A 26,976-nucleotide genomic window follows, 5' to 3' on the forward strand; every position below is an offset into this window, starting at 1 on the left:
CCGGCGACCGCCTAGCGGCCCCGCTTCTGGAGGGACTCCATCCGTTGCCGGTTTTCCCACCACTTCAACGTGTGGTTGATCAGCGACCCGAGCACCAAGGACGCTGCGATGGCGAGCAGCACCGCGAACTCGGTGGACAGCTGCGGCCACACGCCCGACGCGGTGCCGATGCCCACCGAGTAGGCGGACCACAGCACACCGGCCAGGGCGGAGTGCGCCAGGAACCGGCGGCCGGGCTGGGGAATCATAGCGGCGGCCACATTGAGCGTCACCCGCCCCATGGGAACAAACCGGGACGTCAGCACCAGCGGCAGCCCCTTGCGGCCCAGCCCGGTGCGGGCCTTGCGGAAGCCTGACTGCCAGTGTCGCCCGGAGAACACCTTCCGCTCGGCGAGGTTGAAGCGGCGCACCAGAAAGAACGTGCCGGCGTCACCCGCTACCGCGCCGGCCAGCATGGCGGCCGCCAGTACGTAAGGGTCGAGGTGGTCCGAGTGCACCGAGAGCGACCCCAGCGCGACGAACAGCGTGGTGCTCGGCACCGGAGGAACCAGCGCGGAAACGGTCACGAAGAGCGCACCGGCAGGGTAGATCCACCAGTAATCCAGGCTGCGCAGCAGTTCGCCGAGTTCGTCCATCCCCCCATCCTCCCCGATGCACGGCGGTGCAGGTGCAACGCTGCATCTGGCGGCACGCTGCAAGCGCCCGTCTAAACTGAGGCCATGAGCAACCTGGAGGCGGCACCGAGGGAAGTTGTCTGTTCACTGGAAGCAGACTCCGCCGACGCGGAGGTCCTGGCGCCGCGTGACGTCCCGCTGGGCGGCATCCGGGCCATGAACGTCCGCCGCACCCTGCCGCAGAAACGGCGCAGCCTGATCGGTTCCTGGTGCTTCCTGGATCATTACGGGCCCGACCTGGTGTCCGGTACCGGCGGCATGCAGGTTCCCCGCCACCCGCACACCGGCCTGGCCACGGTCAGCTGGCTGTTCTCCGGCAAGATCGCGCACCGGGATTCGGCCGGGTTTGAAGCCATCGTGCGCCCGGGGGAAGTGAACCTCATGATCGCCGGCCGGGGCATCTCCCACCAGGAATTTTCGACGCCGGACACCACCGTCCTGCACGGCGCGCAGCTCTGGTTCGCCCTTCCGGACTCGACCCGCAACATGCCGCCGACGTTCGAACATTACGCACCGGAACCCGTCGTCGGCGAGGGGACGGAGTTGCGCGTCTTCTTCGGTTCGCTGGCCGGCTCCACGTCTCCCGTCAACACCTACACCCCTCCGCTGCTCGGTGCCGAGGCCACGCTGCGTGCGGGGTCCCGGCTGGAACTCGCCTTGGACGCCGGGTTCGAACACGGAGTCCTGCTGGATACCGGCGACCTCCGGCTGGACGGAAACGACGTCCCGGTGGACCACTTGGTTTACCTCGCCCCCGGGCGAAAGCGCCTCGTCCTCGAGGCCGGGGACGCCCCGGCCCGGCTGCTGCTCATCGGCGGCCAGCCGCTGGGCGAGCAGATCATCATGTGGTGGAACTTCGTGGGCCGGAGCCATGAGGAGATCGTGGCGTACCGCGCCGCCTGGCAGGCCGAGATCGACGTCGACCCCGCGCCGGAACCCGAAAACGGCACCTATCCGGACGGTGCCCCGTATCCCCGGTTCGGCCCCTTCCCCGACGGGACGCCCGCACCGCTGCCCGCCCCGACGCTGCCGACCGTCCAGCTGCGACCCCGCGGCTGAGCACTGCCGGACCGACCCATCATCAGGAGTAACCATGGAAGCCGACGCCCCCATCGCCGTCCGCAGCAATGCCGGACGGCGCCGCTACGAACTGGTGGACGGCGGCAAGGTGATCGGCAAGGCCCACTGGTTGCCGTTCGAGGGGCCGTCGGGCCCCGAGCGTGTCTTCTTCCACACCACCGTTGACGAGAAGTATGCCGGGCAGGGATTGGCCGGACGCCTGGCCCGCTACTCGCTGGATGACACGGCCGCTGCCGGGGTGTCCGTGGTGACCGTATGCCCCTACATTAAGGCCTACGTCGAAAAGCACCCGGAGTACCTGCCCCAGACCACCCCGGTGCGGCCCGAACACGTGCAAGCGGTCGAACGCGTCGCGGGCTAGGGAGACCGCCGGAACCCTTTGCCGTCGCCAACAGTTCTTAACGGGGAGAGATGACCCCGTGCACCGGCTTCCACCGGGCAGGCAAGGAGCGGAACCGTGGGAATGTTTGACAAGCTGGTCCAAAAGGGCAAGCAAAAGGCCATCCAGTACGCCAAGGAGCAATTGGCCCAACGCACCGGACAGCAGCGCCCGCCGCGGCCCCAGGACTCCGGCCGGGGACCCGGCTACGGCCAGGAGGCAGGCTACGGGCGCGGCCAAAACCGCGAATACGGCCAGGACCCTAACTACGACGGCGGTTACAACCGCGGCTACGGTCAGGACCGTGGTTATGGGCAGGACCGCGGCTACGACGGCGGGTACAACCGTGGCGGGGGCGACGGCGGTCAAAGGTATCCGTCCCGGCCGCAGCCTCGCGACGGCAGGCCCGGGCAACCCGCCGGCCGGGACGCCGACCAGGCGGCCATCGCGAAATACAAGTACATGCTGCAGACTGCACCGCCCCAGGACATGGAGCGGGCCCACGCCGAAGCCTTCAACCGGTTGACCCCGCAGCAGCGCGCGATGCTCCGGGACGAGCTCAACAGCCAGCTCCCCGCGGCAGAGCGGGCCGCCTCCGACCGGCCCGAGACGCTGGCCAGGACCGCTACCCGCGCCGAACTGGCGCAGCCGGGCTTCATGGAACGGATCCTCGGCCGGAGCGGAACGGGGCGGGGCGGCGGCCGCCTTGCCGCCGGAGCCGCCGGCGCCGCGGGAGGTCTGGGCGCCGGCCTGCTGGCCGGTGTGGCCGCCGGCTTCGTCGGCTCGGCCATCGCCGGTCCCCTGCTGGAAGGATTCTCCGGCATCGGGGAAGGACTGGCCGGCGCCGCGGAAGGATTCGGCGACACCGTCGCCTCCGCCGGTGAGGGCTTTGCAGACAACGCAGGCTTCGGTGGTTTCTTTGGCGACGGCGCCGAGGGGCTCGGCGACTGGGAGATCTAGCGGATCAGGCACCCGCCTGGGGAGCGTCGTCGTCGGCCTCGGCAACCGGCGGCGCGATCAGCAAGGCGGTGCCCGCGTACGGTCCGAGGTGGAGATAGAAGCTGTGCAGGTCGTCCACCGTGCCGATTGTTTCGCCGCTGAACGCGTCGGTCACTTCGGAGCCCAGCTCCAAAGCTTCGGAGCGGACGGTACCGGCGATTTCCTGCCCGGAGAAGTTCAGGACCGTGACCTCTTGCCCGCCCGAGACCAGTTGGTGGACCATCACCAGCATGCCGCGATGGGAGACGTCGGGAACATCTATCAGGGCGCTCTTGGCGATGCCGTGCTCTTCCCGGACCGCCAGGATGCGTGCCAGCTGCCGGGCGAACGACGCTTCGTCCTCGAGCTGCTCGGGCAGCGTGCCGTACAGGGCCTTGCCCATGGGCATGCCGGAGGTTGACGTCTCGGCTGTCGGGTCGAAACCCATCAGGTCATGGGCGCTGCGGTTGATCCAGCGCGTGTCGCCCCGGGACATCAGCCGGGCCACCCGGCTGCGCTCCAGCGGCAACATCCCGCACAGGTCCCAGCCGGAGAGCGCGAAGACCCCCGGCTGCAGCGCGTTGTACATGGCCAGCAGCAGGTGCACGCGGCAGATCTCGGCCGACTGCTCTTCGGTGATCGAATCCAGGTCGGTGATGCCCAGCACCGCGGTGATCACGCTGGCCGTGGTACAGGCGATTCCGTTGGCGGTGAAGACCAGGTTGTAGGGGGCGGCTTCGCCGGTGATCCCGTCCCGCAGGGTCTGCTGGACCTTGTGGGCCAGCTCCGCGCCGGTGAGCTCCTCGCCGTCGAGCTCGTAGACGTCGTCCTTGTGCTTGGTGGTGAAGTGCACCAGTTCGTAGGTGAGCTCGTCGTGGTTCTGCAGCGCGTGCACCAGCGACGCCTGGTCTACGCCGATGTCCATGGCCAGGCGCAGCGTCAGCCGGAGAAACTCGGTGTCCGCGGTGACCAGGGCGTGGTGGTACGCCGGGCGCGTCACGAAGTCGTAGGACAGGTCCGGGCCGGTTTCCGAGGTGGCCTTGATGTCGTCGATGCTGAGGTTCAGCTCCTGGAAGGTGAAGCCGCCGACCTTGCGGACCATGCTGCCGATGATCTGGTTGGCCGCCGCTGAGAGCGGATGCCCCTCGGACCAGCCCGGCGTTTCCTCGGCGCTCTTCTCCACGCCCAGGAAGCCGTTGGCGTCCAGCCGGAGCGCCCCGGTCCCCAGGTCCACCAGCGAATGCAGGGCATCGCCCATCACCAGGCGCATGCCGGAGAAGGTGGGGTCCAGCCAGTTGATGGACGGCTGGCCGGCCTTGAAGTAGTGCAGATAGACCCAGCGGTGGGCCTTGCCCTCGGTGTCCAGGACCGGCGGGGTGGCGCTCCAGTTGGTTTCCTTGACGCCGGGTTCGTAGAAAATGACCCGCTGGAGTTCGCCTATGATGTAGCCGGCCTGCTGGAGCCGGCGCTCGGTCGCGACGTCGATATTGACCGAGTCCTCGCCCTCGGGGACATCCGGCAGCAGGTCCCAGTCGGACTCCGGGATGTCGATCATGTGGTAGATGCCCGGATAGTCGCGGAAGTTCATCTCCGCCAGCCGGAAGTCTGCTCCCTTGCCGGTGTGGCCGGGCACAATATCGTCCACGATCGTGCCGCCGTGTTCGGCGGCCACCCCGCACATGCTCCGGAACTCGTCCTCGGTGCCGAACAGCGGGTCGATCGCCATGCTAATGCGGTCGAAGTGCCCGTCCACGCTGGGGGTATGGTTCCAGCCGGTCAGGCCGCCGGCCAGCTTCACCGGCCCGATGTGGATGGCCTTGATGCCGATCTGTTGGAAGGCCTCCCAGAGCGCGGCATCGCCCAGCGCCGCCAAGAACGTCTGTCCGGGCCTGGTGATCAGCGACAGCGGGTAGGCCGTGAACCAGACCGAGGCCCGCTCCACCGCCGCCCGCGGATTCGGGTACGCGAACGGGTTCTGCCACATGCTGGCCTGCCCGGAGAGCTGGCGCCCCAAAACCTTCGCGTCGCCCAGCATGGACTGGTTGCGCAGCCACTCCACATAGACCTTGTTGCGCGCGTCCGGCTCGAACGGCGGTTGGCCGGGGACGAACTGGCGGCGGCGGGCCGTGGGGCGCAGCGAGCGGGGACGGGCCGGGTAGAACTGCTCGTCAAAGCTGATGTCCGGCGCCTGGGGTTCGGCGAGGGGCTCGACGGCGGTGTTCCCGCCGTCTGCCGCGGCGGCATCCCCGTCTGCCCTGGCAGCACCCCCGTCCGCCCTCGCGGCAGCACCGCCGTCGTCATGGTTGGTGCGGTCAAGGACGGGATCGTGCCGCAGAACCGAATCCTTCATGGCGTCATCTCCTTTGTGCTCGACGGCTGGAATTCTCCAGACGGGCTCTACCCCCAACATTGCCAGACGGCCGGGGCCACCACTACCCCGGGCCACCGGTCAGCCGGGCGGTTTCAGCAGGAAGTGGACCGCTGCCGGGTACGAGGACCGCGGAACCGTTCCGGTCGTGCTCGTTGTAGGAGCCGACTTCGTACCGGTCGGCTAGCAGCGCGCTTCGGCCGCTTGCTCCACCTTGGCCAGCAGGCGCGCGAGCTGGTCGCGTTCCGTCCGAGTCAATCCGGCGAGCAGGGCGCGTTCGGTGTTCACATGGTCGGGCAGAGCCTTGTTGACGAGGTCCCGCCCTGCGGGCGTGAGGGTAACCTGCTTGCCCCTGCCGTCCGTGATGTCTTTGGTCCTTGTGACCAGCCGCCGCTCTTCCAGCCGGTTTAAGCGCTGGGCGATGGCGGCGGAGGTCACCATGGCGGCCTGGGTCAGCTCCCGTGGACTGAGCGTGTAAGGCTTCCCCGAGCGCAGCAGTGTCGCCAAGACGTCAAAACTGGCCGAATCGAGATCGTGGCGGGCGAACGTTGCCGCCAGCACGGCGTCCACCTTCCGCGACGCGCGGGTGATCCGTCCAATCACTGCCATAGGCGAAACGTCCAGGTCGGGCCGTTCCGCAGCCCACTGCGCCAAAATTTTCGCTACCGGGTCTTCCACGCATCCAGCATAGACGATTCGCTAAGAGCTTAGCTATATTGGCTAAGTGCTTAGCAATCGATGGCTCCTCCTGGCAGCCACTGCCTTCGCCCCGTTGACCTGGGGAACGACCTACGCGGTCACCACCGAACTGCTGCCTGCAGACAAGCCGCTCCTGGCAGCGGCACTGCGGGCGCTACCTGCAGGGCTCCTCCTGCTGTTGATTGTCCGGCGGCTCCCGCAGGGCCCTTGGTGGTGGAAGGCCCCACTGCTCGGCGCACTGAACATCGGCGTTTTCTTCGCCCTGCTGTTTGTTGCCGCCCATCGGTTGCCCGGCGGAGTGGCGGCGACCATTGGCGCCGTGCAGCCTTTGCTGGTGGCTGCCCTGGCCTCGCGTTGGATCGGCGAGCGGCTGACCGGCCCCAAGGTCATTGCAGCGGCCGTCGGCTTGTTTGGCGTCGCGCTGATAGTGCTGCAATCACACGCCGGACTCGACGCGGTGGGGGTCGCGGCCGCCTTGGGCGGCACCTTGTCCATGGGCGCCGGCCTGGTGCTGGCTAAGAAGTGGGGGCAGCCGGATACGGCTCTGGCCGTTACGTGCTGGCAGTTGACGGCCGGTGGTTTGCTGCTGGCACCGCTGGCCCTCCTCATGGAGGGCCCGCTGCCGCAGCTGACCGGTTCGAATATCGGTGGCTACATCTACCTGTCGGTGATCGGAACTGCTGTGGCCTACGCGTTGTGGTTCCGTGGGCTGCAGCTGCTGCCGGCGTTTAGCGTGTCGCTACTGGGACTGTTGAGTCCCGTCGTCGCCACCGCCACCGGATGGCTGGTCCTTTATCAGGAACTCGCCCCCGGTCAAACAGCGGGGGCGTTGCTGATTTTGGCAACACTGGTCGCCTCCAATTCCAAGGCGACGGCAAGGGGCGGGCGGGCCTCCGCCGCCGCGGCAGCCATTCGGCGCATGCACTTCCGCTGGTTCTCGTCTGTCAGACCTTCAGCCGACCGCCAGTTGGCGGAATATGGCGAACCCGTCAGCTGGCGCGGGCCTCGCGGTTCTCGTCCACGTATTCCGCCGTCACCAGGATCGGCAGGTGGTCGGACTGGCCGCGCGGCAGGGTTTCCACGCTTTGAATGTCCAGGCCCAGGGACGTGGCGAAGTCGAAGTGGCCACGGAACAGCTTGTAGCGCGTGTAGGTGCGGCGGTTGCTCAGGGTGAGCTCGTAGCCCGTTTCCTTCAGGTGCGCAATCAGGTTTTTCGTGAAGAAGGGGTAGTTGAAGTCCCCCACCATCAGTGTCATCTGCTCGCCGGTGCCGCCCATGCCCAGCAGCGCTTCGTGGCCGGCCTTGATCTGATGCCGGCGCAGGGAGTTGGTGGCCGTCAGCGGCGCGGCGTGAAAGTCGCCGACGACGATTTCGTGTTTGCTCTCGTTGTCCACCATCTTGACCCCGAGCAGCCGCTCGTGGGCGGGTGCAAGCACGTAATCGTGCAGCGACTTCTTGAGTTCGAAGGTGTTGGTATCGAGGGCGGAGAACCGGTTCTCGTCGTAATAGACGGCCAGTCCCAGCCTGTTTCCCTTGGTCGAATTGGCCAACCGCAGGTGTCCCAGCGTGTGCGGAAGTTTCTCCGTGTCCGCTTCCTGCAGGCACATCACGTCGACGTCGTAGCGGTCGGTCAGGTCCTCGAGTTCCGCGCTCGCACTGTGTTTCCGCAGGTTGTAGCTGATAGCTCTCAACAAAGAATCACCCTTCCGTCGCGGTCGCTGTAGTCTGCGCCCATATTACAGAGCCGACCCCGCGGTTACATTCGGCTGCCGCCCGCCAAACCGGCCAAAAGGGCGGATTCGCCCCGCAAGGACGCCAAATACTGGTGGCCGATATCCTTCGACAATTAGGTGCCGGGCGCGGCCATCGGGCGCCGCGTTGCCGGGCATCGGCCCCCGTCCCGCCGGCGTCTTGCCGGCGGCGCTCACGTCCCGCAGAAAGTCCGGTACGCGCCGAAGTCTTCCGGCGCAGCGGCTGCGTAACGCTCCAGACCGGGGCGCTCGTCGTAGGGGCGGGTCACCGCGTCCAGGAGGCGGGTCAACGGGCCCAAGTCTCCGTGCGTGGCGGCGTCGAGGGCCTCCTCGACCAGGTGGTTGCGGGGAATGTAGACGGGGTTGATCCGGTCCATCAATCCCGCGTCCGGCCGGAGCGGGCGCCATCGTGCCAGCCAGTCATCGAACCCTGCGGAGTCCGTAAACAGGCGGCGGGCCGCTTCTGTTTGGCCCCGGGCGGCCGCGCCGAGGCTGCGGAAGAACGCCGTGTGGTCTACCTTGCCCGCCTGGAGCAGGGCCAGGAGATCGTTCACGAGCGGGGTGGCCGCCGCGGAATCGACCCCGTCGTCCAGGCCGATCTTGGTCCTCGCGCCGGCCAGCCAGGCGGCGCTGTACTCGCTCCTGAAGGTGCCCAGGGCTTCCGACGCGAGGGCGGCCGCCTGCTCTTGATCGTCGTGCAGGAGCGGCAGGAGTGCCTCCGCGAGCCGGGCGAGGTTCCATTCGGCGGCAAGCGGCTGGTTGGCGTAGGCGTAACGTCCGCCCTCGTCGATGGAACTGTAGACGGAGGCCGGATCGAAGGCGTCCATGAAGGCGCAGGGCCCGTAGTCGATGGTTTCACCGGAGATGGTCATGTTGTCGGTGTTCATGACCCCGTGCACGAATCCCACGAGCATCCATTGCGCCACCAGCGCGGCTTGGGTGCCTATGACCGCCCGAAACAGCGCCAGATAGGGATGCTCGGCCTCGGCGGCCGCCGGGTGGTGGCGGGCAATGGCATGGTCGGCGAGCCGGCGCAGGAGGTCGACGTCACCCGTGGCCCGGGCGTACTGGAAACTTCCCACGCGCAGATGGCTGCCGGCCACCCGCACCAGAACAGCTCCCGGCAACTCGGTGTCACGGTAAACCGGGAGCCCCGTGGCCACGACGGCCAGGGAGCGCGTGGTGGGAATGCCCAGGGCATGCATGGCCTCGCTGACCACGTATTCGCGGAGCATCGGGCCCACCGCGGCCTGGCCGTCACCGCCCCGCGCGAATGGCGTGGGCCCCGAACCCTTGAGGTGGACGTCGCGCAGCCGGCCGCCCGCATCGGTCAGCTCGCCCAGCAGGAGCGCCCGCCCGTCGCCGAGCCGGGGCGAGTACCAGCCGAACTGGTGTCCGGCGTACGCCTGCGCCACCGGAGTGGCATCACCGGGAATCCGGTTGCCCGTCAACAGCTGCAGCCCGTCGGGGCTGCGCAGGGCGGCCGGCTCGATTCCCAACTCGGCGGCCAGCGGCTCGTTCAGAACCAGCAGGCGCGAGTCGGGGACCTCCTGCGCCCGCCAGGGGACGGCCAGCTCCGCAAGCTCGCGGGCGAAGCGGCCATCAAACGCGAGGGTTGATTGTGCTGGAGCACTCATCCCCCAAGAATAGCTAGGACACCACGGGTGGCGTCACCCCAGCCGGCAGATACCCGGAACTGCAAAGGAAAGACCACGATGAGCACGCACATCCACAGCATCCTGAACCGGGCCGGAGAAGAGATGGTGTACATCGGACCGGACCACCCTTCCTACGAACTGCTCGCCGGGCTGGTGGCCTCCGTGCACCAAGCCTGGCAGGAAGGCTACGACCAGGGCCGCAGCGGCGGCACGAACGAAAACCCGTACCGCGGCTACTAAAGCGGGCGGCGCCAGCCGGAAAATAGGGCGTGCCAACCCCTAGCACTCCCCCCGCGGATAGGCAAAGCTGAAGGCAGGGGAAACTGGCGCCCACCACGCTCTGAGGTTGTCGCCTTCAGCCGGCCGGGGGCGCCGACGCTGAAGAACGTCGCTCCTGCAGTTCCGGCATGGGGCCGGAACGGTCAAAACACAGAGAGGTGTTTCGAGATGACTGACGTAGCAAGCACTACCGGCGAAACCGGCCAGGTCACTACCGGGCTCTATATCGGCGGTGAAGTCCGGGACTCCGGCGAAAAATACGCGGTAGCGGACCCCGGCAAGCCGGGTTCAGTGGTGGGCTACGCGGCGGCCGGCACCCGGCAGGATGTGGCCGACGCCGTCGCCGCGGCGAAGTCCGCCTTCCCGGCGTGGGCTGCGCTCGGCGCCAAGGAGCGCGCCGCCCAGCTCGGCGCGGCCATCGAAGGCATCGCCGATCTCCGTGATGAGGACGCGGCGATCCTGTCGCAGGAAAACGGCAAGATCCGCATGGAGGCCTGGGTGGACGCCCTGGTCTTCGAGATCCGCTTCCAGCTCGCCCTGGCGCTCGCGGACGAGGTGGACCAGGGCAAGGTCCTCGAACCGGCCCCGGGCATCCCGGTGACCACCTCGGTGGCGTACCAGCCGCTGGGCGTGGTCACGGTGATCGTTCCGTTCAACTGGCCCATCGCCATCCTGGGCGCCTCGCTGCCGCACGCCCTGCTGGCTGGCAACACCGCGATCGTCAAGCCGCCGCCCACCACCCCGCTGGCAATCACCCGGGTAGTGCAGCGCGTGGCGGAAAAGCTGCCGCCGGGGGTGCTGAATATTGTCACCGGCCAGGACAGCGAGATGGGCGGGCTGATCCAGAACGACGACGTGGCGAAGGTCTGCTTCACCGGCAGCGTGGGCGGCGGCAAGAAGATGATGGAGATGGCGTCCAAGAGCCTGACCCGGGTCACCTTGGAGCTCGGCGGCAACGACCCGGCGGTGGTCCTCGAGGACGCCGTCCTGGACGACACGCACCTGGACCGGCTGTATGCCGCGGTCTTCGACACCACCGGGCAGATCTGCATGGCCGCCAAGCGCATCTATGTGCACCGCTCCCGGCTGGAGGAACTGGTCGCCGGGCTGTCCGAGCGGCTGGACAAGGCCGTCGTCGGCTACGGCCTGGACGAGGGCACCACCATGGGCCCGCTGCACCAGCCTGCGCAGAAGACCTTCGTCGAAGAACTCATCGCCGAAGCGAAGGCCGCCGGGGCCGACGTCCGGGAATTCGGGGAACTGCCGACGGACCCGGAGCTGCAGGGCGGCAACTTCCTGCGGCCGGCGTTGGTGGTCGACCCGGACCCGCAGCTGCGCGTTGTCACGCAGGAGCAGTTCGGTCCGGTCATCCCGATCCTCCCCTTCGACACCGAGGAGGAAGCGTTGGCCCTGGCCAACGACACCTGGGCCGGCCTCTGCGGCTCGGTGTGGACCGCGGACACGGAAAAGGCCAACGCCGTCGGCTCGCAGCTGGTCTGCGGCTACGTTTGGGTCAACGACCACGGCGCGACCCGCCTGGACCTCCGTGCGCCGTTCGGCGGCATGAAGCACTCGGGCTTCGGCCGCGAACAGGGCATCGAAGGCGTCCGCGCGTTCCAAGACACCCGCGCCATCGCCCACCTGGACGAGGCGGCGGCCGCTGCAGGCCACTGACCACGACGACGGCGGCGGGCTGACCGCGGCAGCGGGCGGCCCTTCGTCCGCCCGACGCGGAGGCACCAGAGGAACGGGGCCGGCCCCGCCTGCGGGACGGTCCCCCGGTTCAGACGGCCTGCGGGACGGTCCCCGGATCAGACGGCCTGGGCGGTCCGCCAGCCGCCGCGGTATTCCTTGCGCGCGGTCACGGAGTAGGGCGCTGGACTGACCACGGCCCGGACTTCCAGCTGCCGGTGCGGTTCCACGGTGGTCTTGCGGGTGCCGCCGTCGGGCTCGCCCCAGACCACGTTCACCTCCGTGCCGATCTCCACGTCGGGGTTGACCGTGGCCAGCGACAGCGCCCGCCGCTCGTTGGCGCTGTAACCGGTGAACAGAGACAGGCCCACGTTCGTGCCGCCGGCGTCGACAATGGAATCATAGTTCGAGGAGCCGTAGTTGGCGTTGGGCAGGTCGAAGTACTTGTAGGGCGTTCCCTCCGTGTCGAACAGCGAGGCGAAGATTTTGGTCATGTCCTCGGCGTTCCAGGCCAGCGTGACCTTCTTCCGCTGCGCCTGGCCGTCGATCTTCTCCAGCGCCTCGCGGCCGATGAAGTCGTGGTCGAACTTGATGAACGAGCCGTAGCCCAGCTCCCACGGGTTCAGGTAGTAATCCTCGATGTTGTCGGAGACGAAGCTGCCGGCCACGGCGTTAACGGCTTCGTAGCTGTCCGCACCCAGCCATTCCCGGTACGGACGAAGCTCTTCCCCGGAGTAGATGGCCGGCAGCGGGGACGGAATCCAGCCCGATTCCAAGGTGTTGGACGAGTAGGCCCGGGCGCCGACGGGCAGGAGGCCGAACTCCCGGCCGGCCTCCAGGATGAACTCGCGGACGCGCTCGTAGGACTCGTAGGGCCCCCAGAGCTCCAGCCCGGGGGCGCCGGCCATGCCGTGGCGCAGCGTGCGAACCTGCGCCCCGGCCACCTGCATGTGGTCCATACTGAAGAATTTCAGCTGCTCCACGGTGCCGCCGTTGAGCTTTTCGATGACCTGCCACGCGTTCGGACCCTGGATCTGGAACCGCCAGTACCTGCGCTGCACCGGCTTGCCCATTGGCCGCGACGGCGACCGTCGGTCCACCTCCAGCTCCACGTCGTACCCGCCGGTCTGCCCGTGAAAGAGCAGCCAGTTGGCCGCGGGGGAACGTCCCACGTAGACGAACTGGTCCTCGGCCTCGTGGAAGAGGATGCCGTCTCCGATCACGTGCCCGGAGGGCGTCGTCGGGACATATTGCTTGGCCCTGTTCACCGGGAAGGTGGCCACCGAGTTGATCGCGGTGTCGGAAATCAGTCTCAACGCATCGGGGCCCTTGATGAACAGGTTGTCCATGTGGTGGGACTGGTCGTACAGCACGGCGGTCTCCCGCCAGGCCCGGACCTCGCTGCGCCAGTTGGTGAATTCCGGTGCCACCACCGGATAGACATAGGCGCCGATCTGCGAATTGCGCAGCAGCTCCACGGTATTGCCGGCCTGGTCCAGGACGTCCTGCAGGTTCTGTGCACTCATGATTCCCCTATCCCCGCCGGCCGGGGGCCGGCGTCTCTTCCATGCCTCCATTGGCCGAAGGCATGCTGTGCGGTTGCGGGCGGCAGGGGAACCGGCTTCTTTAGCGGCCGGGGTCCTCGGCCGCCCGCGTGATGGCATCGGCAACGCTCTTGAGGTGCTTATCCATGGCTGCGGCGGCCCGTTCCGGGTCCTTGGCGCAAACAGCGTCCACAATCTCCAGGTGCTCGGGCAGGGAGACGGCCGGCCGCCCCGGCTGCATGGCCAGCCGGAACTGGAAGCGGACGCTCTGGCCGCGCAGGCGCGCGATCAGAGCGGCCGCCGTTTCGTGCCGGCTCAGTTCGACGACCCGGCGGTGCAGGGTCTTGTTCAGGTCCGAATACTGCAGCAGCTCGCCGGCGGCCACGGCCCGGCTCATGGCCTCGCCCAGGGCCTGCAGTTCCTGCACGTCCTCGTCGGTGACCTGTTCGGCGGCCTTGGCCGCGCAGATGGCTTCCAGGGCGGCACGGACCTCGGTGATCTCCACCGCTTCCTCCACCGCGACCGCGCGCACCCGGGCGCCGCGGTTCTGGATGCGCTCCACCAGCCCCTCCAGCGTCAGCTCCGCCAGCGCCGCCCGGACGGTGGCCCGGCTGGCATGGAACTCGGCGCAGATATCCGCCTCCACCAACCGCTGGTTGGGCACGAGTTCGCCCCGGTCGATCGCCCGTTTGAGCCCGGCGACGACGGCGGCCGAGTCGGTCGAGCGGGGTGCTGCTATCTGGCTGGCGGTGCTCACGGGAGGCTGCTCCATGCTGAGAGAGTGTGCTGACGAAGTTGTTGCCAATAACCTAGCCCATGTGGTTCTCAGTGCGCGTCCGGCACCTCGACGGGCGGCGTGCCGTGGGTATGGAAGGTCGAGATGGTCTGCATCCCCCAGGCCTGCCCCTTCTTCCGTTCCGTCTCGGTCCAGACCACCGGTTCCCAGTCCGGTGCCAGCAGGAGCCGCGCGCCGGCGTTGGCGAACTCGATGCGGTTCCCGCCCGGCTCGTAGACGTAGAGGAAGAACGTCTGGTTGATGGTGTGCTTGTGCGGACCGGACTCGATGTGGATGCCGTTCTCCAGGAAGATGTCGGCGGCCTTGAGGATGTCTTCACGGGTGTCCGGGGCGAAGGCGATGTGGTGCAGGCGGCCGGAGGCGCCCAGGTGGTCGGCCGAGTAAACCAGGTCATAGGACTTCTGGCCGAACCGGAACCAATGGGCCGCGGTGCGTCCGTTGTCCAGCCGGATCAGTTCGCTGTCCTTCAGGCCCAGGACGTCGGCCGAAAACTTCGCGTTCTCCTCCACGTTGGCCGCCAGGTAGTTAATGTGGTCCAGCCGGCGGGCGTTGACCCCGTGGCCGGGGAAGCGGGACGCCTGGTTCTTCAGGGCCGGCTTGTCGTCCGTGGCCCGGTACCACTCGGTCTCGTAGTAGACGGACATCGGGTGGCCGTCCGGGTCCGTGAAGTGGAACGACGGCCCGACGCCGAATTCACCGTCCCGCCACTGTCCGCCCTGCCCGGACTCCTGGATCGAAGCCACCAGCCGGTCCAGCGACTCGGGTGAGGCCGCCCGGTGCGCGACCAGTCCGACGCCGGAGGCCTGCCGCGGGGTGAGCTTGATGCTCCAGTTTTCGTAGTCGTCCCAGGTGCGCAGGAAAACCGAGTCTCCGGCGCGGGCGACCTCCCGCATGGCCAGCAGGTCGTTGAAGAACCAGTAGCTCTCGTCGAACTTGTCAGTGAACAGCTCGATGTTGCCCAGGTGGGCGATGTCGCGGTGCTGGGGTGTCATGGTCTTCCTTCACGTGGTTGCGGGGCCACCCGGTCTCGGGGAAAGACGGTGCCGTCGAACAGCTTCCGCGCCGTCCGCAGCACCGTGGAGGACGTGGTGGTGACGCCGGCGGGGCCCTCGGCCAGTTCCGCGCCGACGTCCAGGTAGCCGGTGGGGTGCTCGAGCCGGAGCGGCCTTCCGCCGGCGGGGAGCCGGGCCAGTTCGTGTCCGACGGCGTTCTGCAGTTGGATGCCGGCCGCCACGGTGGTGGCACCGAGCACGCCGATGGACGTGTGGCAGCGCACAGGCAGGAAGCTGCGGGTGTTGACCGTGCCCCCGTTGCGCGGCGCGGAGAGCAGCACCAGCTTCGGCACGGTCTTGCCGGACACGTCGCCCATGCCCATCAGCTTCGCCGCCTCAATCCGGATCCGGGCCAGCCGGTCCGCCAGGGCGGTGTCGGCTTCCAGCTCGGCCGGGTCCTCGTAGCCGGTGACCCCGACATCGCCCGCCCGCAGCAGGACCGACGGCATGCCGTTGTCCACGCAGGTAACGTCGACGCCGTCCGCCACGTCCGCCTCCCGACCTGTGGGCAGCAGCGCCCCGGTGGAGGAGCCGGCGGTGTCGGCAAAGTCCAGGGTGACCGGGGCGGCGGTACCGGGCACCCCGTCGATGGCCGCGTCCCCGCGGTAGTCCACCCGGCCGCCGGGCGTCGGGAAGGTGGCCGTGGCCCTGCTGTCTGTATTCACCATCCGGATGCGCACCGCCGTCGTGCTTTCCTGCGCCGGAAGCAGGCCGCGTTCGACGGCGAAGGGTCCGACGCCGGCGAGGATGTTGCCGCAGTTCTGGCTGTCCGTGACCGTCGCCTCGTCCACGGCGACCTGCAGGAACAGGTAGTCCACGTCCGTCTCTTCGCCGGCCGACGGCGAGATGACCGCCACCTTGCTGGTCAGCGGGTGGGCCCCGCCGATGCCGTCGATCTGGCGGGCGTCCGGGCTGCCCATGATCCGCAGCAGCAGGTCGTCGCGGTCGCCGCTGTGAGCCGGCAGGTCCGCGGCCAGGAAGTAGACGCCCTTGGACGTGCCGCCGCGCATCAGCATGCAGCGGACGCCGTAGTCGTAGTCCCCGCCGGCTCCGGAAGGGGCGCCGGCGGCCGCGTCCAGGGGCCGGGCATCGCCGTCGTGCTCAGCCGTCATAGTCTTCGGCCGCCACGTACTGAACGCCGAGCTTCTCCAGCACCGGCCGCAAGCCGTAGTAGTCCAGGCCCAGCGTCCCCTCCTGGAACCGGGACCGGGTCTTTTCCTCCTTGTCCAGGCGCGCCTGCGAAGCCTCGACCGCCGCCGGTGCTTCCAGCCGCGGCACGCAGACCACGCCGTCGTCGTCGGCCACGATCACGTCGCCGGGCCGGACAGCGACCCTTCCCAGGGTGATGGGAACGTTGACCGCCCCGGCGCTCGCCTTCACCGTGCCCTGGGCGTGGACGGCGGCGGACCAGGCGGGAAAGCCCATCGCCTGCAGTTCGGCCACGTCGCGCACCCCGGTGCTGGTGACCACGCCGCGGACGCCGCGGTACTGCAGGGCTGTGGCGAACAGCTCGCCGAACAGGCCGTCGGTGCATTCGGACGTGGTGGTGACCACCAGGATGTCCCCGGGGCGGCACTGCTCAATGGCAGCGTGGACCATCAGGTTGTCGCCGGGCCAGCAAAGCACCGTGACGGCGGTGCCGGCCACCCGGATGCCGGACTGGATCGGCCGGAACTGCGGTCCGGCCAGGCCGGTGCGGCCCATCGCCTCGTGGACCGTGGCGACGCCGAAGCCGGCGAGCGCGTTGGCGTCGGCCAGGTCGGCGCGGCGCGGGTTGGTGACGATGACGTTTTTCATGCCAGCGTGCCGGTCACTTGCGGGTAGTAGCGCATGTACGCCTCGCCCTTGGTGTCCGTGGGGAAGCCGAGGTTGGGCCCCGCGTTGCGCTTGACCTGCACGCCGCGGCGCGTGGCCAGGTCCGTGTAGTAGTCCCACATGTGCTGCTGCGCCGGCAGGCATTCCATCGCCGTGCGCTTGGCCGGGAAGGCCGCCGTGATGTCGAGCAAGACGTTGGGCTTGAAGTCGCTTTGCTCCGGCTGATGCGGTTCGAAGAAGAACACCGGCGGGGCGCCCAGCGGATCGCCCGGGGCGTCGTAGCCGATGGCCTGCGCCAGCACCCGCGCGTCCAACGCCATCCGTGCCGCGGCCGGGTGGTCACCGTTGTAGGGGTCGGCCAGCGGATGGGTCAGCACCACCGTGGGCTTGACCTCGCGGTAGATCCTGACCAGCTCATCCACCAGGTCCCGCGTGGGCACCAGCGGATAGTCGCCGGCGTCCAGGAACCGGACCTCGGCGCCGAGCGCCGCGGCGGCGTTCTCCGCCTCCTGCCGGCGGATCGCCTTGATCTCTTCCAGTTCCTTGCCCTCGCGCCAGGCCTTGGCGGACTCGCCGCGTTCGCCGTAGGACAGGCACACGACGACGGCGCGTTCCCCGCGCTGTGCCGCGGCGGCGATGGCGCCGCCGGCCCGCCAGACGAAGTCGCCCGCGTGCGCGCTGACCACCAGCAAAGCCGGCTCGGTGTCGCTCAAGGGTCCTCCCGGGGTGGTTGTCCTAGGGGAAGTCAACCACCGGGAACCAGAATCGTCAACAATTCTGGTTTCACTTTCCGTGCGTGCCAAAGGACGGGCAACATCGGTCCCTTCCCACCAGGAGCCTCGGGGCCACGGGCCTGCTAAATTATTCGCAACAAACTGCGAGCCATCGGAAGGCAGTGCGCCATGACTACCTACCCGCAGAAGCCCCCGGCAGGAGCGCCGTCGACAGAAGACCAGGGGCGGTTGATCGTCCAGGGCACCGACCGGCCGGGCATCGTCGCCAGCGTTTCCACCCTGCTGACCGAGGCCGGCGCCAACATCGTCTCGCTGGATCAGCATTCGACCAATCCCGAAGGCGGCCGGTTTTTCCAACGGACCGTTTTCCATCTGCCCCACCTGACGGCCCGGGTGGAGCAGTTGGCACACAGCCTGGAGCAGCAACTGTCCGGCGACCCGGACCTGTCGTGGCGGCTGGTGGAAGTCAGCCGGCAGAAACGCGTGGCGATCTTCGTGTCCAAGTCCGACCACTGCGTGCTGGACTTGCTCTGGCGGCAGCGGCGGGGCGAGCTGCCGGTGAACATCGCCATGGTCGTCTCCAACCATCCCGACCTCAGCTCCGATGTCCGCCAGTTCGGGATCCCCTACTTCCACGTGCCGGTGGACAAGGAGGACAAGGCCGCGGCCGAGAGGCGCCACCTGGAGCTGCTGAAGGGCAACGTGGACCTGGTGGTCCTGGCCCGGTACATGCAAATCATCTCGCCCGGCTTCCTGGAGGAGGTGGGCGTCCCGGTCATCAACATCCACCACTCGTTCCTCCCCGCCTTTATCGGCGCGGCACCGTACCGCAAGGCCAAGGAACGCGGCGTCAAACTCATCGGGGCCACGGCCCACTACGTCACCGAAGACCTGGATGAGGGGCCCATCATCGACCAGGACGTCATCAGGGTTTCGCACAGCGACTCCGCGGAGGACCTCGCCCGGCTGGGCGCCGACGTGGAACGCAGCGTCCTGTCCCGCGCGGTGATGGCCCACTGCGAGGACCGGGTGCTGCGCGACGGCAACAGCACCATCGTGTTCTAGAGGTTGCCGCGCGTCCGGGCCACGTTGCTGCCGCCGCCGAGCCCGTTGATCATCGACGCGGCCGCGCGCCCGGGGTCAGGACCGGTAGGTCTTCCGCGCGAAGTCGACGTACGGCACCGGGGCGACCGTCGCCCGGATTTCCACCTGGCGGTGCGGCTCGACCTGGGGCTTGCGGGTGTTGGGCTCCTCGCCCCAGAGCACGGTGACTTCCGTGCCGGGTGCGCTGTGCCGCTTCTCCACGGTGGCCAGCGAGAGGAAGGCCTGCTCGTTGGCCGCATAGCCGCAGTCGAAGGACAGGCCGGCGGGTTCCCCGCCTGCCAGCACCTGGTCCACCTGGTAGAACGCGTAGCGGGCCTTGGGCATATCGAAGTACTTGGCCGGCAGCCCGTCCTCGCCGAGCGACTTGAACACGCCGGCCACGTCGTCGCTGTTCCAGACCAGCGTGACCTTTTCGCGGGCCGGGTTTTCCCGCATCCGCTCCAGGGCGCTGCGGCCCAGGAAGTCATGGTCGAAGGAGACCACGCGGCCGTAGTTCAGGTCCCAGGGCGTCAGGTAGTAATCCTCGATGTTCGGGGAGGCGAAGCTTCCGCCGAGGGACCCGGCGGACGCCAGCGGCAGCCACTTCCGATAGTCGGCGAGCCGGTCTCCGCTGAAGATGGCGGGCACCGGCGTCGGCACCCACCCGGAGCCGAGCGGGGAGGTGGAGTAGGCCTTGGCGCCCACTTGGCGCAGGTCAAGCTCTTCGCCCGCCTCGAGGATGGCCTGGCGGACGCGCTCGCCCTCCTGCCACGGGCCGAAGATCTCGAACCCGGCCTGGCCGGCGATGCCGTGCCGGATCGCCCGGACCCGGCAGCCCGCGATCGTGAAGTCGGTCATGTGGAAGAACTTCACGTCTGGAACCGGCCCACCGGTGAGCTTCTCCACCAGCGGAAGCGCCTGCGGCCCCTGAAGTTCATACCGGTAGATCTTCGGGGTGCCCTTCCGGACCAGGGAGTTGCCGTCGCGCTCGGCTGTGGCGTCGTAACCGCCCTTCCCCAGGTGGAACTCCACCCAGTCCACGACCATGTGATGGCCCACCAGGTTGAAGCTGCCCTCGGCCAGGCAGGCCAGGATGGCGTCACCGATCAGGTGGCCGTCCTCGTTGACCGCGACGAACTGCTTCGCGGTGTCCGGCCGGAAGTTGGCGAACTTGTTCACGCCCAGGTCGCTGAGCAGCTTCAGGGCGTCGGGTCCGTTGAGGTACAGGTCGGTCATGTGGTGGGACTGGTCCAGGAGGGCGACGGACTGGTCCCAGGCCCGCTGCTCCGACCGCCAGTTGGTGAACTCCGGCTGGATCGGAAAGACGATGGGCAGCGCGGGCAGATTCCGCAGCAGCTCCACCGGATTGCCGGTGCGTTGGATGGCATCTTCGAGGTTTTCGGCAGGCATGTCATGTTCCCTTCCGTGATCTGGTTCCGCGGCCGGGGCGGCTGGCCCCCGTGCGCGGCCAAGGGGCCGCGGCCGTGTTTCGTTTAGCCGGGGGTTGCGGTGAACAGCGGGAGCACCAGGTGCGAGGCGGACTGCCCGCCGGTGTGGATGCGGTGCTCCCCGCGGTTGACCGAGTCCTCGTGCCGGGCGTAGAGGTCGGGCTTGGGGTAGCGCATGACGTCGGACCCCTGCACCACCAGGACCAGGGTGTCCCCGGCCTCGAAGCGGGTACCGGAGGGCAGGATCTCGATCTCCAGCCGGACCGGGCCGTCCTGGGGCAGCGGCAGGGCCCGCCGGTGGGCCAGCACCGGGAGGTAGTCGGTGGAGCGGTCCGGATCGAGTTCACGGTGGGAGGCGCGCTGCCAGCCCACGGCGACGGGGCCGTCGTCGAAAATGGCGTAGTAGGGGAAGCCGACCACCGTGCCGTCCCGGTCCTTCTTGAACAGTGCCACGAAGACGTCCAAATCCTCGGCGTCCGGGGCCGACAGGAAGAGCACGGCCTTGGCGTGGCCCACGAGCATGGCCTCCTCGCGGAAGGCGAGGCTGAATTCCGCACGGTGCGGCCGCAGCCCGCTGCCCAGCGAGTCGTAAACGGCGGCCCCTTCTGCGGCGGGCGGCTCGTCCGCGAGCGAGCCGGCCGCGGCATCGAGATAAAGGGTGCGGTACCGGGTCTGCGGCGCCGGCCAATCCGCGGCAGCGTAGGTGCTCCCCTCGTAGAAGCGGTCCCGCACCTCCAGCCGCACCCGCGGCCAGTCCGCCAGGCCGCCGTCCCGCCCGTGGAGGAAGTGGTCGAAGAAGACCCGCTGCTGCTCCACCATGCCGGGGCGGTAGTACTCGGCCCACTTCTTCCGGCCGTGCACGTACAGCCATTTCTCCTCGGAGGCAATCCGGCGGAAGCCCTCCAGGGTCCCCCGCGTGTGCAGCCCCTGGTCCGACCAGCTGGCGACGACGAACGCCGGGACGGTGACCTTCTCCAATTCGGCGCTCTTGGACTCCCAAAAGGCGTCGTAGAACGGATGCGCGGCCGTCTCGGCTTCCAGGTCTTCAATGGGGCCGGTGGCGTAGCCCCAGCGTTCCCAGATGTAGGGCCAGAACCACGTTTCCGGGATGCCGCCGTGCCGCGCGACTTCCCGGTAGGTGTCGGTCCAGCCTTCCCAGGGGTTGATTGCGGCCAGGTGCGGCGGGTCCAGCTCGGCCACGCGCCACTGGGAGACGGTCAGGTAGGAGACGCCGGACAGCCCGACCTTGCCGTTGCTCCATTCCTGCCCGCCGGCCCACTCGATCAGGTCGTAGAAGTCCCTGGCTTCCTCCGGAGAGCAGTAGGTTGCCGCACCCTCCGAGTACCAGGTGCCCGGGATGTCGGCCACGACGACGGCGTAGCCGTGCGGCACCCAGAAGGCGGGGTCCGGCGCCTCGAAGGTCGTCAGCCCGCTGGTGTAACCGGCCTGCACCCCGCTGGTCGGGCGGACCACGCCCAGCTGCTCGGTGATGTGCTTACCGTACGGCGACCAACTGACCAGCGGAGCGGCGGGCACCGCGCCGTCGGGCCGGTAGACATCCACGCGGATCACCGCGCCGGACGACGCGGCCACGGCGACGTCCCGCTCGATGACCATACCCGGCAGATGTTCGGTCCGCGGCTGCGGCGGACGGCCGCCGCGCTCCTCGGGAGCATGGCGGTGTCCCCTGAAGAGATACGGGATGGAGCCAGACATCGTGTCCGCCTTTCCGCGGTGCAGCCGTGGCAGCCGCCGAACGCCTGTTGCTTCCCCTGCCTGACGACGGCGGCCATAACGTTCCCATCACCGCCTTGACATGAGATAGATCACATCGTTAGCTTCAATGTCAACATTCTTGTTAGCACCAGCCGGCCCACGGCGCCGGAATGAGCAGTCTCCCGCCTCCAGGAAGCGTTGAATCCATGTGGCGTACGGCAGAGAGTGTGCGGCCATGACGGCCCGGCTGACCGTCGAGGATGTTTCTCTGCACTTTGGCGGCATCACGGTGCTGGATTCTGTTTCCTTCGAGGTGGAACCCTCGACGGTCTTCGGGCTCATTGGCCCCAACGGCGCCGGCAAGACGTCCCTGTTCAACTGCGTCAGCGGACACTACAAGCCGTCGTCGGGGTTCATCGGCATCGACGGCGCGGACGTCCTCTCCCGCGCGCCGTCCGCCCTGGCACGGATGGGGCTGGCCCGCACGTTCCAACATCCCGCGCTCCAGTTGGACCAAACGGTGCTGGACAACGTGCTCCTCGGCGGCCACTCACGGCTGTCCGGCGGTGCGCTGTCCTGGGCGCTCCGGCTCCCGCACGCCGTCCGCGGCGAGCGCGCGCTCCGCCGGCAGGCCCATGACGTCCTTGCCCGGTTGGACCTGGGCTGGGCCACCCGGCTGCCGGCCGGCGAGCTGGCCCACGGCTTCCGCAAGCGCGTGGAGTTGTGCCGGGCGCTGCTCAGCCAGCCCAAACTGCTGCTGCTGGATGAGCCGGCCGCCGGGCTTTCGCACGCGGAAGTGGAGGACCTGATCGGCTGGATCAGGAACCTGCGCGCGGAATTCGAGCTGACCATCGTCGTCGTCGAACATCACATGGGCTTGATTTCCGCGGTGACGGACCGCCTGGCCGTGCTCAACCAGGGGCGGAAGCTGGCGGAGGGCACGGCGGCCGAGGTCCGGCAGGATCCGCGCGTGGTCGAGGCCTACCTCGGGCAGGGGGCGGCATGACGGGCCTCCTCGAACTCTCCAACGTGCGCGCCTGGTACGGCCGGGCCGTGGCACTGCACGGCATCAGCCTGAGCGTGGCCGACGGCGGCGCGACCGGCATCCTGGGCGCCAACGGCGCCGGCAAGACCACGACGTTGCGCGCCATCAGCGGCATGGTCAAGACCAGCGGGGACATCACCTTCGAGGGCCGCAGGATCGGCGGGATGCGGCCCGACCAGGTGGCCCGGCTGGGCATCGCCCACGTGCCGCAGGACCGCGGCACCCTGGCCAACCTCAGCGTGCAGGACAACCTGCTGGTCGGTGCCTACCGGCGCAAGGACCAGCGCGGCGTCGCCGCCGACCGGGACCACTACTTCGATCTCTTCCCGCAGCTCGCGGCGCGGAGCAAGACACCGGCCGCCGCGCTGTCCGGCGGTGAGCAGCAGATGCTCGCAATCGGGCGCGCCTTCATGTCCGGGCCCAAGCTCGTGCTGCTGGACGAGCCGTCTTTGGGGCTGGCGCCCGGCACCGCCGGCCAGGTCTACGAAGCGATCACCAAACTGCGCACCGAAACGGGGTTGTCCATGGTGGTGGTGGAACAGAACGCCGCCCTGGCCTTCTCCATTGTGGACGAGGCCACGGTCTTGGAAACCGGGCACGCCGTGCTGTCCGGGCCGCGCGAAGAGCTCATGGGCCTGGACGCCATCCGCAAAGCGTACCTGGGCGGGTGAGCCGTGGATTCACTGTTCCTTCAGCTCATCATCGACGGCCTGGGCAACGGGGCCATCTACGCCGCCCTGGCGCTGGCCATCGTGCTGGTGAACCGTGCCACCGGGCTGATCAATTTTGCGCAGGGCGCCATGGCCGTGTTCTCCACCTTCCTGGCCTGGACCCTGTGGCAGGCCGGCATTCCGCCGGCGCTCGCCATTCCCCTGGCGATCCTGGTCTCGGCGCCGCTGGGCGCCGGGGTGGAGCGCCTGATCATGCGGCGCTTCGAGCGCGGGCTGCCCGACACCGCCATCATCGTCACGGTGGCCCTGCTGGTGCTGTTCACCGGGCTGGCCGGCCTGTTCTGGGGCTACAACTCCCAGCAGTTCCCCTCGCTCTTCCCCCTGGGCACCTTCCAGGTCGCCGGAGCCTTCATCAGCTATCAGTCGCTGGGCAACATCGTGGTGCTGCTGCTGGTGGTGCTGGCACTGCAGCTGCTGTTCAAGAAAACCAAGCTCGGCCTGGCCCTGCGGGCGGTCGCGGACAACCCCGAGTCCAGCGCGCTCTCGGGCATCCCGGTGGGCCGGCTGCTCATGGTGGGCTGGGCCCTGGCCGCCGTGCTGGGCGCCATCGCGGGCGTGTTGATCGCCCCGAAAGTCTTCCTGTCCCCGCACATGCTTGACCAGGTGCTGGTCTACGCCCTGGCCGCCGCCATCCTCGGCGGACTCAACAGCCCGCTGGGCGCGGTGGTCGCCGCCGGCCTGATCGGCGTGGTGGAAAACCTCGCCGGGGCCTACATCGACTTCATCGGCGACGACCTCAAGATCGCCGTGCCGCTGGTCGCCATGTTCATCGTGCTGCTGGTCAGGCCCCAGGGCCTCTTCGGGCAAAAAGAGGTGGTGCGGGTATGAAGCGCAACGTCTTCGCCTCGCACTGGTTCCGGATCGCCGCCGCCGCCGTCGTCGTCGTGCTGGCGGTCCTGGCGCCGCTGCAGCTCATCCCCTACGTAAACTACCAGCTGACCGTGGTCGCCGCCTTCGCCGTCGCGATCCTGGGGCTCAACCTCGTGACCGGGTACGCCGGGCAGATCTCGCTGGGCCAAAGCGCATTCATGGGGCTGGGCGCCTACGTCACCGCGTACGGCGTCACCGAGGGCTGGCCGGTGCTGCTGACCTTCGTACTCGCCGCCCTGATCCCCGCCGTCGTCGGTTTCCTGGTCGCCCTTCCCGCCGTCCGGCTGCGCGGGGTTTCGCTGGCCATGGTCACCATCTCGCTGCCGATCATCGCGGACCGGCTGGCCAAGCGGCTGGACGATTTCACCGGCGGCTCCGTCGGCATCACCGTGCAGTGGATGAACGCCCCGGACTGGACCGACCTGGCCGACGACCAGTGGCGGTACTACATGGTGCTCGGCATCGCCGCCGTGCTCTTCGTGCTGGCGGCCAACCTGACCCGTGGCCGGATCGGACGGGCCTTCGCCATCGTGCGCGAGAACGAGGCCGTGGCCACCGCGATGGGCGTCTCCAACTACCGGTACAAGGTCCTCGCGTTCACCGTCGCGTCCCTGTACGGCGGCGTCGCGGGCTTCCTGTACCTGGCCGCCGTGCAATACATGTCCCCGGCCACCCTCAGCTTCGTGGTCTCCATCAACATGCTGGCGGCCATGATCATCGGCGGGTCGGCCAGCATTCTCGGGTCCCTGCTCGGCGGACTCTTCTTCGTTTTCATTCCGGTCCTGGCCGGGCAAATCGACGCCTCGCACACCCCGATCATCTACGGAGCGGCCCTGCTGGTCATCCTGTTCCTGGCCCCCGGCGGGCTGGTGACCCTGCCGGCGCTGCTGCGGCGGATGCGCCGCAGACGCGCGGAGCCCGAGGCCGCCCTCAAGGCTCCCGACACCGGCCCGGAAGTCCATACCCCGACCACCACGGCGATGTGAGCCGGCAGGGGGCATTTCACCGATCCAGCACAAGGCCCACAAGGCTAAGGAGAGAACAATGCGAACACGGCAGATCGGACGCGGCGCCAAGGGTGCCGTGGCGGCCGCGGCGGCCCTCACGCTCGCGCTCAGCGGTTGCGGCCGGGGCGACGGCGGCAACTCGCCCGAGGGCAGCCCGGGCGCCACGGAGGGCGGCGGAGCCGAACAGGGCATCACCGACACCAGCATCCTGCTCGGCAGCACCACCTCGCTCAGCGGCGTGGCCGGCGCGCCGGGCAGCTGCCTGGTTGCGGGCATGGAGGCCTACTTCGGCGCCGCCAATGCGGACGGCGGGGTGGAATTCGGCGACGGCAAGACCCGCAAAGTGGAGCTCAAAGCGTACGACGACGCCTACGATCCCGGCCGCGCCGTGGCGAACTTCCGGCAGATGATCGCCGAGGGCGTCTTCGCCGACGTCAACGGTCTGGGCACCCGCACCAACCTGGCCGTCATGCCGGTGGCCACCGAGGAAGAGTTCCCGCAGGTGTTCGTGGCCTCCGGAGACTCGGTGTTCAGCGAAGACCCCGAGGCCAACCCGTGGACCATCGGCTGGATGCCCACCTACTACGCCGAAGGCAACTCGTTCGGCAAGTTCCTGGTGGATTCCGGCACGGCCGTCACCGTCGCCGTGCTGGAACAGAACGACGACGCCGGCAACGAGTTTGTTGCCGGGCTCGAGGACGCCATCGACGGCTCGGAGGTGGAGATCGTCCAGCGGGCCACGTTCGAACCGGGCGACCCGACGGTGGACGCGCAGATGGCCCAACTGGCGGACAGCGAGGCCGACGTCTTCTTCTCGGCCAACACGGTGCCGGCGCTGACGGCGTCGTCGATGGTCCGCGCGCAGGACCTTGGCTGGACCCCGTCCATCTTCCTGGCGGCCGTGGCCGCCAACGAGCGGGACGTGCTGGAACCGGGCAATGCCAGCGCCTTCCCGAACGTGTACAGCACCGGCTTCACCAAGCAACCCACGCAGACCGACGACGAGGAAGTGAAGCAGTTCCTGGCCGACATCAAGGAGTACGCCCCGGATACCGCCGATCAGATCATCCCGCATTGCCTCTGGGGCTACGCCACCGCGGCCACCCTCGAGGAGGCGTTCAAAAACATGGCTGAGCCGACCCACGCGGCGCTGATGGAAGCGGTCCGCAACGTCAAGGACTTCGAGCCGCCGCTGCTGCTCGACGGCCTCAGCGTGGACACCACCACCAACATGGCCCCGATTTCCGAGGTGCAGGTCCAGGAGCACACGGGCGAGGGCTACGTGCCGGCGGAGTCCTACGCGCCGTAACGCAAGTCCGTACGCCGGGGCGGTTCCGGCCGTTCCGACGCCCGGTCACCTCTCCTTTGAACAGGACACGCCACAGACAGGGCGTTTCCCGTTCAACAGTGGCGCGGCGTACATGAGATGTACATAAATTCGGTTTGCCTAACCAAACTAGTTTGGCTAGGCTTGTGGTGTCCCGCCCGGCGTGGAAGAACCGGGCGCTGAACGTATTTCGGTATGCACCGCACACGTTCTTGGACGAACGCTTGAATTTGTCAAAAGGAGTATTGAT

At 68.3% G+C, this 26,976-nt stretch carries 24 protein-coding genes and 1 pseudogene; 12 read left to right on the plus strand and 13 right to left on the minus strand.

The features are described from left to right. Positions 1-11: 11 nt before the first annotated feature. Positions 12-635, minus strand: coding sequence for a DedA family protein (locus AC5RW2_RS16790; RefSeq protein ID WP_494002202.1), 624 nt, complete (start codon positions 633-635; stop codon positions 12-14). A gap of 84 nt (positions 636-719) precedes the next feature. Here AC5RW2_RS16790 and AC5RW2_RS16795 point away from each other — a divergent pair, with 84 nt between their 5' ends. From AC5RW2_RS16795 to AC5RW2_RS16805, 3 genes are all read left to right on the plus strand, one after another. After that, entirely contained in the window at positions 720-1,733 is a 1,014-nt protein-coding gene (locus AC5RW2_RS16795; protein ID WP_494002201.1) for a pirin family protein, read from the plus strand. A gap of 34 nt (positions 1,734-1,767) precedes the next feature. Continuing rightward, on the plus strand, positions 1,768-2,115 hold the full coding sequence (locus AC5RW2_RS16800; RefSeq protein WP_494002200.1) for a GNAT family N-acetyltransferase: 348 nt from the start codon (positions 1,768-1,770) through the stop codon (positions 2,113-2,115). Between the two features lie 102 nt (positions 2,116-2,217). Further along, a complete protein-coding gene (locus AC5RW2_RS16805) occupies positions 2,218-3,093 on the plus strand; it encodes a hypothetical protein (protein WP_494074328.1) in 876 nt (291 codons plus the stop codon). Positions 3,094-3,097: 4 nt separating this feature from the next. Here the strand turns inward: AC5RW2_RS16805 and treS are convergent, their stop codons facing one another. Together treS and AC5RW2_RS16815 are read right to left on the minus strand one after the other, a co-directional pair. Beyond that, the gene (gene treS / locus AC5RW2_RS16810) at positions 3,098-5,461 is read right to left on the minus strand and encodes a maltose alpha-D-glucosyltransferase (protein WP_494002199.1); all 2,364 of its coding nucleotides are present in this window, start codon (positions 5,459-5,461) and stop codon (positions 3,098-3,100) included. Between the two features lie 201 nt (positions 5,462-5,662). After that, complete coding sequence (locus AC5RW2_RS16815; RefSeq protein WP_494002198.1) at positions 5,663-6,157, minus strand: MarR family winged helix-turn-helix transcriptional regulator; 495 nt, start codon at positions 6,155-6,157, stop codon at positions 5,663-5,665. 46 nt (positions 6,158-6,203) lie between these two features. On the opposite strand from AC5RW2_RS16815, the pseudogene AC5RW2_RS16820 reads away from it, so the two are divergent. Then, a pseudogene (locus AC5RW2_RS16820) lies at positions 6,204-7,019 on the plus strand (EamA family transporter); the annotation flags it as partial. Positions 7,020-7,167: 148 nt separating this feature from the next. On the opposite strand, the gene AC5RW2_RS16825 reads toward AC5RW2_RS16820, so the two are convergent. Beyond that, positions 7,168-7,869 (minus strand): endonuclease/exonuclease/phosphatase family protein, encoded by a 702-nt coding sequence (locus AC5RW2_RS16825; protein ID WP_494025736.1) that lies wholly within the window; start codon positions 7,867-7,869, stop codon positions 7,168-7,170. Positions 7,870-8,102: 233 nt separating this feature from the next. Continuing rightward, positions 8,103-9,566 (minus strand): protein adenylyltransferase SelO, encoded by a 1,464-nt coding sequence (locus AC5RW2_RS16830; RefSeq protein WP_494074260.1) that lies wholly within the window; start codon positions 9,564-9,566, stop codon positions 8,103-8,105. Positions 9,567-9,644: 78 nt separating this feature from the next. Here AC5RW2_RS16830 and AC5RW2_RS16835 point away from each other — a divergent pair, with 78 nt between their 5' ends. Together AC5RW2_RS16835 and AC5RW2_RS16840 are read left to right on the plus strand one after the other, a co-directional pair. Continuing rightward, positions 9,645-9,827, plus strand: coding sequence for a hypothetical protein (locus AC5RW2_RS16835; protein WP_494048914.1), 183 nt, complete (start codon positions 9,645-9,647; stop codon positions 9,825-9,827). A 207-nt stretch (positions 9,828-10,034) separates the two neighbouring features. Next, positions 10,035-11,540 (plus strand): aldehyde dehydrogenase family protein, encoded by a 1,506-nt coding sequence (locus tag AC5RW2_RS16840; protein WP_494074261.1) that lies wholly within the window; start codon positions 10,035-10,037, stop codon positions 11,538-11,540. A gap of 137 nt (positions 11,541-11,677) precedes the next feature. On the opposite strand, the gene ligM is transcribed toward AC5RW2_RS16840, so the two are convergent. The 6 genes from ligM to AC5RW2_RS16870 form a co-directional block, all read right to left on the minus strand. Beyond that, positions 11,678-13,084 carry a vanillate/3-O-methylgallate O-demethylase gene (ligM, locus tag AC5RW2_RS16845; protein WP_494048916.1) on the minus strand — a complete coding sequence of 469 codons (1,407 nt, stop codon included), beginning with the start codon at positions 13,082-13,084 and terminating at the stop codon, positions 11,678-11,680. A 100-nt stretch (positions 13,085-13,184) separates the two neighbouring features. Further along, entirely contained in the window at positions 13,185-13,874 is a 690-nt protein-coding gene (locus AC5RW2_RS16850; protein WP_494074262.1) for a GntR family transcriptional regulator, read from the minus strand. Positions 13,875-13,927: 53 nt separating this feature from the next. Next, entirely contained in the window at positions 13,928-14,890 is a 963-nt protein-coding gene (locus tag AC5RW2_RS16855) for a VOC family protein (RefSeq protein WP_494074263.1), read from the minus strand. Then, entirely contained in the window at positions 14,887-16,062 is a 1,176-nt protein-coding gene (locus AC5RW2_RS16860; protein WP_494074264.1) for a 4-oxalomesaconate tautomerase, read from the minus strand. Before AC5RW2_RS16860 ends, AC5RW2_RS16855 begins: the two co-directional genes overlap by 4 nt. Continuing rightward, a complete protein-coding gene (locus AC5RW2_RS16865) occupies positions 16,052-16,747 on the minus strand; it encodes a 4-carboxy-4-hydroxy-2-oxoadipate aldolase/oxaloacetate decarboxylase (RefSeq protein ID WP_494074265.1) in 696 nt (231 codons plus the stop codon). Before AC5RW2_RS16865 ends, AC5RW2_RS16860 begins: the two co-directional genes overlap by 11 nt. After that, positions 16,744-17,478 (minus strand): PIG-L deacetylase family protein, encoded by a 735-nt coding sequence (locus AC5RW2_RS16870; protein WP_494013140.1) that lies wholly within the window; start codon positions 17,476-17,478, stop codon positions 16,744-16,746. The genes AC5RW2_RS16865 and AC5RW2_RS16870 overlap by 4 nt, the downstream gene beginning before the upstream one ends. 189 nt (positions 17,479-17,667) lie before the next feature. Here AC5RW2_RS16870 and purU point away from each other — a divergent pair, with 189 nt between their 5' ends. Continuing rightward, on the plus strand, positions 17,668-18,564 hold the full coding sequence (gene purU / locus AC5RW2_RS16875; RefSeq protein ID WP_494074266.1) for a formyltetrahydrofolate deformylase: 897 nt from the start codon (positions 17,668-17,670) through the stop codon (positions 18,562-18,564). Between the two features lie 75 nt (positions 18,565-18,639). On the opposite strand, the gene AC5RW2_RS16880 is transcribed toward purU, so the two are convergent. Next, the gene (locus AC5RW2_RS16880; RefSeq protein WP_494074267.1) at positions 18,640-19,992 is read right to left on the minus strand and encodes an aminomethyl transferase family protein; all 1,353 of its coding nucleotides are present in this window, start codon (positions 19,990-19,992) and stop codon (positions 18,640-18,642) included. Positions 19,993-20,075: 83 nt separating this feature from the next. Further along, positions 20,076-21,746, minus strand: coding sequence for a CocE/NonD family hydrolase (locus AC5RW2_RS16885; RefSeq protein ID WP_494074268.1), 1,671 nt, complete (start codon positions 21,744-21,746; stop codon positions 20,076-20,078). A gap of 235 nt (positions 21,747-21,981) precedes the next feature. Here AC5RW2_RS16885 and AC5RW2_RS16890 point away from each other — a divergent pair, with 235 nt between their 5' ends. Genes AC5RW2_RS16890 through AC5RW2_RS16910 form a run of 5 tightly spaced genes read left to right on the plus strand, consistent with a single transcriptional unit; the run spans position 21,982 to position 26,708 of the window. Then, positions 21,982-22,752 carry an ABC transporter ATP-binding protein gene (locus AC5RW2_RS16890; protein ID WP_494074269.1) on the plus strand — a complete coding sequence of 257 codons (771 nt, stop codon included), beginning with the start codon at positions 21,982-21,984 and terminating at the stop codon, positions 22,750-22,752. Beyond that, complete coding sequence (locus AC5RW2_RS16895) at positions 22,749-23,462, plus strand: ABC transporter ATP-binding protein (protein ID WP_494074270.1); 714 nt, start codon at positions 22,749-22,751, stop codon at positions 23,460-23,462. Before AC5RW2_RS16890 ends, AC5RW2_RS16895 begins: the two co-directional genes overlap by 4 nt. Before the next feature lie 3 nt (positions 23,463-23,465). Next, complete coding sequence (locus tag AC5RW2_RS16900) at positions 23,466-24,350, plus strand: branched-chain amino acid ABC transporter permease (protein WP_494074271.1); 885 nt, start codon at positions 23,466-23,468, stop codon at positions 24,348-24,350. Next, complete coding sequence (locus AC5RW2_RS16905) at positions 24,347-25,378, plus strand: branched-chain amino acid ABC transporter permease (protein WP_494074272.1); 1,032 nt, start codon at positions 24,347-24,349, stop codon at positions 25,376-25,378. Before AC5RW2_RS16900 ends, AC5RW2_RS16905 begins: the two co-directional genes overlap by 4 nt. Before the next feature lie 58 nt (positions 25,379-25,436). Further along, positions 25,437-26,708 (plus strand): ABC transporter substrate-binding protein, encoded by a 1,272-nt coding sequence (locus tag AC5RW2_RS16910; protein WP_494074273.1) that lies wholly within the window; start codon positions 25,437-25,439, stop codon positions 26,706-26,708. Positions 26,709-26,976: the final 268 nt, after the last annotated feature.

This window comes from Arthrobacter sp. B0316-1-20, from assembly GCF_059091865.1.